Annotated in this window: 12 protein-coding genes and 1 tRNA gene; 6 read left to right on the top strand and 7 right to left on the bottom strand. The window is 36.8% G+C overall.

Features of this window, described 5'->3' with window-relative positions; genetic code table 11:
* Positions 1-375 precede the first annotated feature (375 nt).
* Together AS4_RS01070 and AS4_RS01065 are read left to right on the top strand one after the other, a co-directional pair.
* Complete coding sequence (locus AS4_RS01070; RefSeq protein WP_096732652.1) at positions 376-792, top strand: hypothetical protein; 417 nt, start codon at positions 376-378, stop codon at positions 790-792.
* A gap of 49 nt (positions 793-841) precedes the next feature.
* Complete coding sequence (locus AS4_RS01065) at positions 842-1,411, top strand: hypothetical protein (RefSeq protein ID WP_096732650.1); 570 nt, start codon at positions 842-844, stop codon at positions 1,409-1,411.
* A 412-nt stretch (positions 1,412-1,823) separates the two neighbouring features.
* Here AS4_RS01065 and AS4_RS01060 read toward each other — a convergent pair whose 3' ends face one another.
* The 3 genes from AS4_RS01060 to AS4_RS01050 form a co-directional block, all read right to left on the bottom strand.
* Positions 1,824-2,657, bottom strand: a complete 834-nt coding sequence (locus tag AS4_RS01060) for a hypothetical protein (RefSeq protein ID WP_096732648.1) — start codon at positions 2,655-2,657, stop codon at positions 1,824-1,826.
* Between the two features lie 244 nt (positions 2,658-2,901).
* Complete coding sequence (locus AS4_RS01055) at positions 2,902-3,903, bottom strand: Fic family protein (RefSeq protein ID WP_096732646.1); 1,002 nt, start codon at positions 3,901-3,903, stop codon at positions 2,902-2,904.
* Between the two features lie 137 nt (positions 3,904-4,040).
* Positions 4,041-4,361 carry a hypothetical protein gene (locus AS4_RS01050; RefSeq protein WP_096732644.1) on the bottom strand — a complete coding sequence of 107 codons (321 nt, stop codon included), beginning with the start codon at positions 4,359-4,361 and terminating at the stop codon, positions 4,041-4,043.
* 282 nt (positions 4,362-4,643) lie between these two features.
* Here AS4_RS01050 and AS4_RS01045 point away from each other — a divergent pair, with 282 nt between their 5' ends.
* Positions 4,644-4,871: a hypothetical protein gene (locus AS4_RS01045; protein WP_004718547.1), complete on the top strand. Its 228-nt coding sequence runs from the start codon at positions 4,644-4,646 to the stop codon at positions 4,869-4,871.
* A gap of 345 nt (positions 4,872-5,216) precedes the next feature.
* A tRNA-Thr gene (locus tag AS4_RS01040) sits at positions 5,217-5,292 on the top strand.
* 102 nt (positions 5,293-5,394) lie between these two features.
* Here the strand turns inward: AS4_RS01040 and AS4_RS01035 are convergent.
* The 3 genes from AS4_RS01035 to AS4_RS01025 all read right to left on the bottom strand — a co-directional run bounded on the left by AS4_RS01035 (position 5,395) and on the right by AS4_RS01025 (position 9,262).
* Positions 5,395-6,213, bottom strand: a complete 819-nt coding sequence (locus AS4_RS01035; RefSeq protein WP_096732642.1) for an SAM-dependent methyltransferase — start codon at positions 6,211-6,213, stop codon at positions 5,395-5,397.
* 60 nt (positions 6,214-6,273) lie between these two features.
* Entirely contained in the window at positions 6,274-7,572 is a 1,299-nt protein-coding gene (locus AS4_RS01030) for an FAD-dependent oxidoreductase (RefSeq protein ID WP_096732640.1), read from the bottom strand.
* An 814-nt stretch (positions 7,573-8,386) separates the two neighbouring features.
* The gene (locus tag AS4_RS01025) at positions 8,387-9,262 is read right to left on the bottom strand and encodes a pirin family protein (RefSeq protein ID WP_004718553.1); all 876 of its coding nucleotides are present in this window, start codon (positions 9,260-9,262) and stop codon (positions 8,387-8,389) included.
* Between the two features lie 277 nt (positions 9,263-9,539).
* Here AS4_RS01025 and ycaC point away from each other — a divergent pair, with 277 nt between their 5' ends.
* Both ycaC and AS4_RS01015 read left to right on the top strand, forming a co-directional pair.
* Positions 9,540-10,166 carry an isochorismate family cysteine hydrolase YcaC gene (gene ycaC, locus AS4_RS01020; protein ID WP_004818434.1) on the top strand — a complete coding sequence of 209 codons (627 nt, stop codon included), beginning with the start codon at positions 9,540-9,542 and terminating at the stop codon, positions 10,164-10,166.
* 131 nt (positions 10,167-10,297) lie between these two features.
* A complete protein-coding gene (locus AS4_RS01015; protein WP_096732638.1) occupies positions 10,298-11,221 on the top strand; it encodes a LysR substrate-binding domain-containing protein in 924 nt (307 codons plus the stop codon).
* A 70-nt stretch (positions 11,222-11,291) separates the two neighbouring features.
* Here AS4_RS01015 and ahpC read toward each other — a convergent pair whose 3' ends face one another.
* Positions 11,292-11,855 carry an alkyl hydroperoxide reductase subunit C gene (ahpC, locus tag AS4_RS01010; protein WP_004718560.1) on the bottom strand — a complete coding sequence of 188 codons (564 nt, stop codon included), beginning with the start codon at positions 11,853-11,855 and terminating at the stop codon, positions 11,292-11,294.
* Positions 11,856-11,857 lie beyond the last annotated feature (2 nt).

Here is an 11,857-nt window from a genome sequence, read left to right as displayed (position 1 = left end):
CATAATCAATTGACAGTGATTCGGTAGAACTTCTTATAATTCCAAGGAGTCAACCATGACTATTTTTTTATTTTCAAAATTTCACTTTATTCCCATTTTATCTTATCAATCTAAGCTGAATTGTATTTCTACCTTGCTTCGGCAAAGCGGACCTTTGCACGTCTGATTTTAATCATTGATGTATAGGTCTCGCTGGAACTTATAGTCATTGGCTTTTTTGCTGATGCTATTGCTGTTTTAGTTATTGGTTAACTGTATGGATGGAATAAACCAACACCGCAGTAAATCATTTCTACGCCCTTTGAAATCAGACAGCGATGTTTAATTCATCCAATTAAAAATATATCTAACAACAAGAATCAGGATTCTATTTTTATGAGTAGCCAAATCAAAATATTCTTACAATACAGTGCCGTTGTTGCCTGTTTTTCAATAACCTCACTTTGTCATGCGGATATGAATCAAGTGATAGCACTGATCAATAACCCAGCCTCTGCTCCCGTGATTAGACGTTGTGAAGGCAATATCAATTGCAATGCGTTTGTTGCGATAAGCAAGCAATGGCAATTCATCCCTAAAAATGATCGATTACGTTATTTTATTTATAGCGGTGATCTAAACGCCCTTATTCGAGAGGGTAAAGACTTAAAGGAACAGAAGTTAATTGATATTGATAGCTTTGCTTATCAGGCCTTTGATTATCGTGCTAAAAATTTTAATGATCGATGGTTGTATATCAAAGGATTAGCTGTCCTTAAGTATGTGCAACGTACTCAGTTTAAGCAACTATGATTGATAAATCTGTCTATGTTCCATGCTCAAATTACAAGGAAATCTAGTCATGAAAAAATTAATCATCACACTCACGGTTGTATCAACTTTAACAGCATGTTTTCAGATACCTGAGTCGTCTTCGCCTGATCTTACAAACGAAGCAACTCACGCTCAACCTCAAGTTGGCTCTTATCAAGAAATGCAAGAGAAAGAAGCTGAGGCTGCTGCCATTGCTCATGATCGCTATGATCCTGACAATATTTATAAGGGAGCTGAGAATGTTGTTATTCCACCGCCTCAACTCAAGCGTAAATTATTATCAAGTGAAGCACTAGAGGTTAAGTTCCGCCCTATCGACACTTATCCAAACTTTAACGTCATCAGACAAACTGTTTATGATGTTACGCGTTTAAAAGTCATCTCTGAAATTGAAGATGTACTTGATAAAGTCGAAGTAGATAATCCGAACTGTAAGCTCATTGGTGTAGAACCGTTTACCGTCAAATTTCCTAAAGAGACCTATTATGGAGATGTGTTTAATCTTGTTTTAAAAGGCTGCTCTGCTCAGGAAATCAAGGAGGTTTATCTTTATACCACACATGGAAAATTAACTTACCGTGCCATTGTTGAAGAATAATTTCTTTAAAACAATGACAGGTAAATAAACCCTTTTCTCTGTTTCAGCTCAATGCCTCATATTGAATCAGCGCAAATATTCATCACTAAGCTGAGTTGGAACAGAGCTTTATAAGAAATGAAAAAGAAAATGATAGAGCAAAAAATTGTAGATTTATCTATATCACAAATATCTGCTAAAAAAGCAAATATTTCAAAGCTATAAAATTGGCATATAGTAATTATTGTGAATTATGTTATTTCAAAATTTCTGGTGTTATCCGTATTGACTTTATAAGTTCCATTTAATGTACTGGGCATTATACGAAATAAATTTATAATCCCCCAAATAAAATGCCCGCTTTTAGAATATGCACTTTTGTGATTTTCTTAGCGGACGATTTGGACTAATTTCTTCTTTCAAAAGATATGAATTACTGTTCAATCACCAGCACAAAATTTGGTAACACTACTCCTTTGTTGGTCTTTAGCACACCTACACATAAATTTTCAGGCGCTGAAATAAAAGTGATCCCCGAGAAATCGCCCGTTGATTTACATTTTTTCTGATCTACTTCACTGGGCGCCTCAAGATTTAATTGATGCTGTATATCTAAGACAAGAACCTGTGCTAATGCATCAAAAGCTTTATTTGCTTGTGTAAAAAAGACCGTATTATTATTTGCATCCCATTCAGTTAATGGTGCTTTTTTCTGGCTGATATAATTGTATAAACGCTTTGCAGACTTATTATTGTCAGCAGCATTTTTAAATTCAGCTTTCAATCCAAATACTGCCTTGACATCAGGTTTTTCTTTAAAAGAAAGCCGTGCAAATGGGACAATTTTAACGTCAGAAGCCTGATTTGAAGTCATTAGTTTAAGAGAAGTATCTGCTTGATTCTCCTGTAAAGCCGAGCTAATTTTTTTATTCACGATCTCATCAAATTTAATGGCTTGCTTTAAATTACTGTTAGAGATAGCTGCGCCATTATTTCGTTTATCAATCGCTGTAGCAACACCAACACCAATCAGTCCAAATGCATTTGATGCAGGGTTGGAAAGCGCATTGCTTGCATCTCCGACAGTAATTTGGCTTCCCTCAATAAAATGATCACCGCCACCAGATTCCGTCATCGCTGAAATTTGCTCAGATGATACTGAAATTGTCGTGTTGCTACCTTTTGCAGGGTATTGAATGGATTTGGTTGTTGCACATCCAGTTGCAATCATCACAATGACGATTAGGCTTAAGAAAGACTTATTCATATGAAAACAGGCCTGAAGAATGGTTAATATATTAAAAACATGTGAATTTTTCGATATTGTTAAGCAATAATAAATAATTATTGTGACAAATGATACTGAGAATTATTCATTTTATGCAGATAAAAATTGGTCTTATATTTGAGTACACTAATTTTTATTTTTTACTGATTAACCTTTCATTTTTTTAAATAAAATCTTTTAAATTCCCCGTCCGAATTGGGTAATAGGAGAAATTACTTTCATTTCACTTCAATCTATATCGTTGTTTAGGGCTTTTCGGCTTATCTGGAATAGTACGTTCAATAAGGTTTGCGTCTAACGCAGGATTGAGATAATTCTTTTGGAATGTTGCACGATGGGATAAATTTAATAACTGCATCAACTCAGCCAAGCTATATTCTTTTTCCTGCATAACTGAAATTAAACGCTGAACTTGGTCGCTTACTTGTACGTCAACTTGAGCGCTAACATGATCGCTATCTTGAGCGGTGTTATTTGATTCCAATATCGCATCCAAAATCATCTGCAAAATAAACTCTATAAATGCTGCAGAATCAGTACGGTCTGTGCTTGCTTGTAAAGCCTCATAGTAGGCCTTTTGATTTTGATAAATCAGACTCTCAACAGGAATATTTGCAAAAATAGTATTCCATCGGCTAAGTATCAATGTTTGCCAAAGTCTCCCCATACGTCCATTCCCATCAGCAAATGGATGTATAAACTCAAACTCATAATGAAATACCGAACTCTGAATGAGTGGGTGTTCTTGGCTATCTTTAAGCCATTCCAGTAAATCAGACATTAAACGAGGAACCTGATTCGCTGGCGGAGCCATATGCACCACTTGATCACCAGACATAACACCTACATTGGCATGACGGTATTGTCCAACGTCATCAATCAAGCCTGTCATTAAAGTTTGGTGTGCTTGTAATAAATCTACTTCTTGGCTGGGTTGCCATTTTTGAAATGCTTCATAAGCTTTTATGGCATTACGTACTTCTTGAACTTCTTTAGGCGGTGCAATTACAGCTTTACCATTCAAAATTGCAGTAATTTGTTCTGTGCTGAGGGTATTTCCTTCAATTGCAAGCGAGCCTTGAATTGTTCGGATACGATTGGCTTTTCTCAGTTTTAAGTTGTGTTGGACTTCCTCTAAAGCACTCAAACGCCCTATATTCTCACTGATCTGCGCAATCAGATGAATGATTTTTGATGTGATGGTATAAGGCGGTTGATATTTCATGCCATTCCTAAACAGAAGTAAATACAAAGCACAGTTGATTAAACGCTAAAAGTTTTGTCTTTTATAGGCTATTGAATGCTTTCAGAAATGGCACCCTCTATTTAACCATGACACTATAGGCGAAATAAAAAAATCCTTTACCTCGTCTCAGTTGGCATCACAACATCCGCAGACTGACATACCTCTTGCCACTTGAGTTTAAAATCATCAATGGCTTTTTGTCGGGTTAAAGGTATCTGATAAATCGGTACACCCTTTGCATCGTCAATCATACCTTTTAACAATACCTGTTCTTTTGCAGATAATGCTTCAGGATTAAAATCAACATCATCCAACGATAAACCGTTTTGACGTAACTGCATTAACATTTCGGAGGTCTGTTCAAGTAACTGACATTCTTTAGGAGCTTCAGCATGTGCGACAGAAACCAATAATAATAAAATACTGAATCGTTTCATTCTCAATTGTTCTAGTTTTTACTTAACTTAGTTATACGATATTTGAGCTATTTTTTGAAGCAAATAGATACATATCCACTCAACTAAAAAGACAATTGACTATTTCAATTCAAACTTTCTTGAATTAGTATCAAGTGAAAAGAACTTCTAGCACGATTCAAAGGAGGTGAAATACAAAATAAAAATCATATAGATGTAACGTTCTCTTAAGATAATCATGATGCGGTACTTATTAGCGATTCAAACAAGTTAAAAGCATAAAACTGCTATTCGGGAGTGACAATGAATAACAGCGCCAATTATGTAAGACAAGTCAAAAATGCTAAACGTGGTGGATACACCCCAACTATTGCCAAAGATGTAAATAAGCATAAAATTCAGAAAGCTATCCAATTGATTGAGCAATGGAGAAAACTCGCAAACGAATTGAAACCCCAAATGCAAATAGATATGGCAATCACCCTAGAAGAATGCGCACAAGATCTGGATCATATTTTAAGGAGAAAATAAGTCTATATTTCAAAACTGATAAAGATTTATTGATTTAACCCCAAATACTCAAGGCTTACCCCTCCGTAAGCCTTTTTAGTCGGAAGCTTAAAGCGATTACTAATCGTTGCTCTAGTTGTCATTACTCTAATCGCCGTTACTCTAGCTATCTTTACTATTTTATCTACCTGCAAATTAAAAGCGATAAAATCCTTTGCTCTCTAAAAATCTAAGCATTCATAGCACACGACATTATCAGCTTCTGACCAATACCCGATCGCTAAAGCTATAAATATTAAAGATTATTCAATTGTTTATTTTTTGGCTTGCAATCTTATAAATATTCTGTAAAATTCTCGCCACGTTGCCGGCATAGCTCAGTTGGTAGAGCAACTGACTTGTAATCAGTAGGTCCACAGTTCGAATCCGTGTGCCGGCACCATTTTTACTTAGCCTCGCTTTTTTAGTGAGGCTTTGTTGTTTTTGGCTTAGGCATTTTCTTATAATTTTTTGATGTGCTTGCTATCATCACAAATAATAAAAATCATGTTTTGACTGCGCTGAGCTGTATATATCGAACGATTCCCTCTTCAAATAACCTTTGACAAAGTTTTGCGGTCATTTGTATTTTGACTTGATCTAGCCCTCCACGCTCTGTTTTCGCTCGTGTCGTAATATATTGACTAAAGCCAGCCAATACTGCTGTGGATAGATCTTCTAGCACGATTTGCTCAAGACCATGCTGTTGCAGTGCATGATTTATTTGGGTCGTGGTCATCAGTGATTTTAAATCGACATCAACGGCTTTAAGTAGCCATTTGTATTTCATTTTTTGTTTTGAATTTAAAACTGTGTCTGAAAGCATTAACGCATGAAAACCCAAACGACCTTTTGAATTTAAAATTGGGACAACTGAATTTAAAAATAAATTTAAATCGCTGTGGTAAGCCGCATCAATACACAACACCACATCAAAGGGTTGCGTAAAGAAAAGCGCATTTAAATTTAAAAAAGATTGGCAGTGAATCGCCTTAATCTGCGGGAGTTGTTTTTGAATTTTATCGACACACTGTTGTTGTAACTCAACCGCTTCTAAGTCTTGAATTTGGTAGTGTTCTAACCAGTACTTTAAACTGGCACCTTGACCACAGCCTAGGTCTAGTACCCGATCATGTTGATTAAGCTGTACCGCTTGTGCAAGTCGTTCAGCAAGTTGCTGACAGGCTTGAGGATAAGAGGATGTTGTCTTATCCCAATAACCTAGATTGGTCCAAGCACACTCAGCATTATCTCCTAACATTTTTGCATCGATTGCATATTTATGTTTTGGAAGTTTTTGCTGAATCGCTTGAAGCCATTTCATTTTAAATCATTCACTTATTCAGTTATGAATTCATTAAGTTTTATATGAATTCACTGGGCTTTAATAGCCAAGTTGCGGAGCCACCTCAACTTTAGGTTTTAATCCAACAAATGGCAATGGTGCACCAAAAATTTCTGCGATATGCATTGCAGAAGTTACCGCAGATTCAAGAATTGGCAAACCATCACATGACCATGAGCCGCAATAGAATACTTTACGGTTGGCGACTTTATGACGCGCTTGCAACTCAATATTCAATGCTACTGTTTCAGAATCCACCACAGCACGGGTTAAGGTCACAGTAGAAATAACTTTCTTCGGATCGATGCTGGTCACAGGACGCCATGTTTGGAACACTGGAGATTTACCCACCAAACTTGGTTCAATCGAGTTCAGCCAAACTGTGAATTGTTGTTTGGTAAATTTACGATCCATCATATAGCTCAACACAGCCCAATCTTTACGATTTGGCGGCATCACGGATGCATCGGTATGCATGACCAATTCGCCTTGCTCAAACTTAAATTTTTGCAATAAAGCGATATCATCAGCAAATTGTTGTTTATTTAAAAAGTTTTCTAATTTATTGGTTGGTGTTGCAACCACCACACGGTCAAATTGAAATTGCTCACCTTGTGCATTTTCAACCAGAACAGCACTACCCTGTTCCTCAACTTTGGTGATTTCAGAACCGCTATGAATATCAATACCTTCAATCAATTTATCGACAAAAGCAGGCGTTCCACCGTGTAAACGTAATAAAGCATCACCATCGGTTAATTGCTTTAAGAAGATTAAGAGCGGTTTTGCAGGCCATTCACCAATAGTTTTAGGGTCACAGGTGCAAATGGTATAAAGCACAGGCATTACTGCACCATGCCAAAATACTTCTTCAATGTCATTGTGATTGATAAAATCAGCAAGGGTAATATCTTGATTTTTAGATTTAAAAAATTGAGAAATGGCAGTTTTAAGCTGCAACATCCCTTTGACTAAACGCCAACCATACTGCTTAATCCCTTTACGGTTATTGATAATAGGGAAATTACCAATACGGGTGCGTGATGTGGTCAACCAAGTTTCTGTTTTATCTTCAAATAACCAACTGCATGCCATAAAGGTACGCACTGGAAAGGTTTTTATGCCAAGGTGTGTTGCAAGGCTCAGTGTATTTTTCCATAAATGCTGATTCATCACGCGCAAAGGTGCATCAATTAAACCACCTTCAAACTCAATGCTGTGACTATCCATACCACGACCAGGTAATGCTTCGAAGATGGTAATGTTATGACCTGCATCTTTAAGAATTCTTGCGGTGGCCAGGCCAGCCATACCACTACCAATCACTGCAATATCCAAAGTTATTATCCGTGCGTAACCATTTTTTTTATTATGAGCTATAGCCGATTAAATCGCGGTATTAAAAAGTTCCAGTTTTAACTTTTTTTGTTGGAAATTTTTTAGGAAAAATCTCCATTCCTCGGTGTTTATTTAATTTTAGTGGTTTTAGACCAAGCTCTTGTGCGACACCCTGCTTATACTTGATTGATATTTATATATATAAAAAAATACTGTTAAAAACATACAGATAATTTAACTATTTATTAAAAAAACATTTACAAATGCCAATTTATTAATTATTATTTACAGCATAAAAACGATAAATAATTCACATTTACAATAAAAACAAATAATTATGACAACACACACAATAAAAGAAACTACAGCATAAAAAGGATCTCTATAGTGTGGAATAGAGATCCTTTTTTTTACTTTGAATTTGCTTTTTAAGTAGATCAATTACACCACTTGTAAAATGACGGCATACAAAAAACACTGTAACAACGGATATAAATTAACCAAATGAAATATATTGTGCTTTACTTCACATTTTTAATTAATTATGATGCGCGAATAACAAAACAACCCAATCAAAACAAGACATAATCATTTAAAGAAAAAAACTACAGCGTAAGAGAGCTTCTGTTCAATAAGAGCAAAGCTCTTTTCTTTTTTTTAATTTCTGACCTTTTGGTGCTAAAAATTTTAAATATAAAAAAAGCGGATTTTACAATCCGCTTTTTGACTTCTCGATATCTCATACATGGCTGAACTCATAGACTAAAGACATGCAAGGTATCCGTTATACACAACTACCTTTTATCAATATCAACTAAGCTTCCGCTACAATTTCACCAAATTTGCCATTATTGAAATCGTTAAACGCTTGCACGATTTCTTCTTTGCTATTCATCACAAATGGACCATAGCCTTGAATTGGCTCATTCAGTGGTTTACCTGTAAGGACCAAAAACTTAGCGTCTTGCACTGCTTCAAGTTGAATTGCTGCATCGCCATCTTTTTCAAACATGACAATCGAGCTATCAAGTACCTTTTGTGTACCATTGAGTAGCATTTCACCTTCGAGTACAACCACCAAAGTATTGTGGTCAACTGGCACATGAATAATTTGCTCATGACCCGCTTTAAGCTGACCATCCCAAACATTGACTGGGCTAAAGGTTGAAGCAGCACCTTGTTGTTCAGCATATTTCCCAGCAACCACACGTAAGTGGCCTGCATCATCATCAAAATGAATCACAGGAATATCTTGCGCAGAAATTGCTTGATACTTAGGTTGGGTCATTTTATCTGCCGCAGGTAAATTCACCCATAGCTGAACCATTTCAAAGATTCCACCTTTTTCAGTGAATTCATGTGAATGGAATTCTTCATGAACCAAGCCTGCGCCCGCAGTCATCCATTGCACATCACCTGTTTTAATGGTTCCACCGCCACCATGGGAGTCTTTATGAGTAACTTCACCTTGATAGGCGAGTGTCACTGTTTCAAAGCCACGATGTGGATGTGAACCTACACCGTGCTGTTCATGGCTAGGTGCAAATGTATAAGGCGCTGCATAATCCAATAATAAAAAAGGACTAATCGCTTGACCTAAACGATCATAAGAAAACAAGTTTTTTACAGGAAAGCCATCACCGACCCAATGCATATTTTGATTGCGGTATACACCAATAATTCTTTTCATCTCAATACTCCTATCTCTAGGCTTTAATATGAATCCATTTTAGGTTTTTTAAAGTGATCAATACAGCAATCTACCAATACGCTGAATCCCAAATATAGGATATTCAATAGCGACGGCACAGCGTAGTTTTTAATCAATCATCTTATTTATGAGATTATTAATCTCAGTTTATAGGCTTAATTATCATCATTAAGCCACGTAACATGAAATCCATGCAAAATAATTTGTTTTGTATTTAAGCACAATTTAAATTTTAGTGACTTCAAGGATATAAAAAATGGGAAAACCTTACGTTCGTTTAAACAAAGATGATGCTGCGGTATTGTTAGTCGATCATCAAACTGGATTACTCTCTTTAGTCCGCGACATTGACCCAGATAAGTTTAAAAACAATGTTTTGGCGCTGGCTGCGGCGGCTCAATATTTTAACCTTCCCACCATTCTGACCACCAGTTTTGAAGATGGTCCCAATGGTCCACTGGTACCTGAGTTAAAAGCGCTTTTTCCAGATGCGCCGTATATCGCTCGCCCTGGTCAAATCAACGCTTGGGACAATGAAGACTTTGTCAAAGCGGTAAAAGCAACAGGTAAAAAACAACTGATTATTGCAGGTGTTGTCACCGAGGTTTGTGTTGCCTTTCCTGCACTTTCTGCCCTTGAAGAAGACTTTGAGGTCTTTGTGATCACCGATGCTTCAGGAACATTTAACCCGCTAACACGCGACTCAGCGTGGGACCGTATGAGCAATGCAGGTGCACAATTAATGACTTGGTTTGGTGCCTCATGTGAGCTACATCGCGATTGGCGTAATGATATTGAAGGTTTAGGTACGCTATTTGGTAACCATATCCCTGACTATCGTAATCTGATCAACAGCTACACACAAAACACTTCTCAAAAATAAGACAATCTTTGTCGCTAGGAATGTAAGCCTTTGCATTCCTAGCTTTTGCTTCTGCATTTTATGTGTACAAATTTTAAAATACTTTCCTATTAATGATACTATTCTATCATCAACACACCTGAGATGAAGCTGTGCACTCTTTTGATGATTACTATTATTTCTATCTGGTGGTAAAACATGGTGGATTTAGTGCTGCGAGTGAAGCCAGTAATATCACCAAGTCTAAGCTGAGCCGACGTATTCTGGATTTAGAAGCCAAATTTAATGTAACTTTGATTCAACGCTCAACACGGCATTTTAAAGTCACACCTCTAGGACAAGAATTCTTTGAGGAATGTGCAAAGATTATTGAACAGGCGGATAATGCTCAGAATGTCTTATTAAAACAAGAAATTGAATTACAGGGACTGATTAAAATTAGTTGCCCACCGGTGATGATGGAACATCAAATTCGACCGATTCTAAATCAATTTTTAAAAAAATATCCCAAAGTTCGGGTTGAATTGGCACTCACCAGTCGACGTATCGATGTGCTGCATGACGATATTGATTTGGCTATTCGTACTAATTTTTCAAGCAATGAAGACTCCAGCATTATCGTTAGAGATGTGATTAAAACCACGCACTGTTTAGTGATTAGTCCTGAACTTTTAGGCGATCGTGAAATTCAACATGTCACAGAACTTTGTGAATTTCCAACCATTGTATTAGGTACAGATAAACAGCACTATCATTGGCATTTACATCATATTCAGCAACGAGAAGAAATCGATATTCCGTTACAGCCTCGGGTCAAAAGCAATGACTTAATGGGCGCGTATTATGCGGTACTTGATGGCTTAGGTATTGCTGATCTTCCCTATTTAACGGTAGAACGAGACATTGCTTCAGGGCGTTTAATCCATCTGTTACCAGAGTGGTGTTCCAATATTGGGGTTGTACAGTTGGTTTATGCATCTCGCAAAGGTCAACGCTTAGTCATGGAAAAATTGATTGAAGATTTAGTTGAAGGTATTCGTGCCTATGCACCTCAACACGACGGTTATATTTTATAAAGCCAACAATCGAACAATAAAAAACCAGAAGCTAAACTTCTGGTTTTTCAATTCTAATCCTAGGCAATGATTAGATTTTACCGATCAGATCAATTGAAGGTGCAAGTGTTGCATCGCCTTCTTTCCATTTTGCAGGACATACTTCACCTGGGTGTGCGTGCACATATTGCGCTGCTTTCACTTTACGCAGTAATTCTTGTGCATCACGTCCAATGCCACCGGCATTGATTTCAATAATTTGGATTTTACCTTCAGGATCAATCACGAAAGTGCCACGATCTGCAAGACCTTCAGCTTCAATCAACACTTCAAAGTTTTTTGCCAAAGCCCAAGTTGGATCACCCACCATTGGATATTGGATCTTTTTGATTTCATCTGAGTTGTCATGCCATGCCTTATGGGTAAAGTGTGTATCAGTAGAAACTGAATAAATTTCTACACCCATTTTTTGGAATTCAGCATAGTTATCTGCTAGGTCGCCTAACTCTGTTGGGCAGACAAAAGTAAAGTCAGCAGGATAGAAAAATACCACAGACCATTTACCCAAGAAGTCTTTTTCAGACACTTCGATAAATTCACCATTTTTATATGCAGTTGCGTTAAATGCTTTAACTTCAGTATTGATCAAACTCATTT

The sequence above is a fragment of the Acinetobacter guillouiae genome (assembly GCF_002370525.2).
GTDB classification, from domain to species: domain Bacteria; phylum Pseudomonadota; class Gammaproteobacteria; order Pseudomonadales; family Moraxellaceae; genus Acinetobacter; species Acinetobacter guillouiae.
The sequence above is the reverse complement of the archived record's forward strand: the minus strand, read 5'-3'. Positions and strand labels throughout refer to the sequence as shown.

What these genes read in the sequence shown, in the direction of transcription:
- AS4_RS01070 (WP_096732652.1), top strand. Translation starts at nt 376, where the DNA reads ATGAGTAGCCAAATCAAAATATTCTTACAATACAGTGCCGTTGTTGCC.
- AS4_RS01065 (WP_096732650.1), top strand. Translation starts at nt 842, where the DNA reads ATGAAAAAATTAATCATCACACTCACGGTTGTATCAACTTTAACAGCA.
- AS4_RS01060 (WP_096732648.1), bottom strand. Translation starts at nt 2,657, where the DNA reads ATGAATAAGTCTTTCTTAAGCCTAATCGTCATTGTGATGATTGCAACT.
- AS4_RS01055 (WP_096732646.1), bottom strand. Translation starts at nt 3,903, where the DNA reads ATGAAATATCAACCGCCTTATACCATCACATCAAAAATCATTCATCTG.
- AS4_RS01050 (WP_096732644.1), bottom strand. Translation starts at nt 4,361, where the DNA reads ATGAAACGATTCAGTATTTTATTATTATTGGTTTCTGTCGCACATGCT.
- AS4_RS01045 (WP_004718547.1), top strand. Translation starts at nt 4,644, where the DNA reads ATGAATAACAGCGCCAATTATGTAAGACAAGTCAAAAATGCTAAACGT.
- AS4_RS01035 (WP_096732642.1), bottom strand. Translation starts at nt 6,213, where the DNA reads ATGAAATGGCTTCAAGCGATTCAGCAAAAACTTCCAAAACATAAATAT.
- AS4_RS01025 (WP_004718553.1), bottom strand. Translation starts at nt 9,262, where the DNA reads ATGAAAAGAATTATTGGTGTATACCGCAATCAAAATATGCATTGGGTC.
- ycaC (WP_004818434.1), top strand. Translation starts at nt 9,540, where the DNA reads ATGGGAAAACCTTACGTTCGTTTAAACAAAGATGATGCTGCGGTATTG.
- ahpC (WP_004718560.1), bottom strand. Translation starts at nt 11,855, where the DNA reads ATGAGTTTGATCAATACTGAAGTTAAAGCATTTAACGCAACTGCATAT.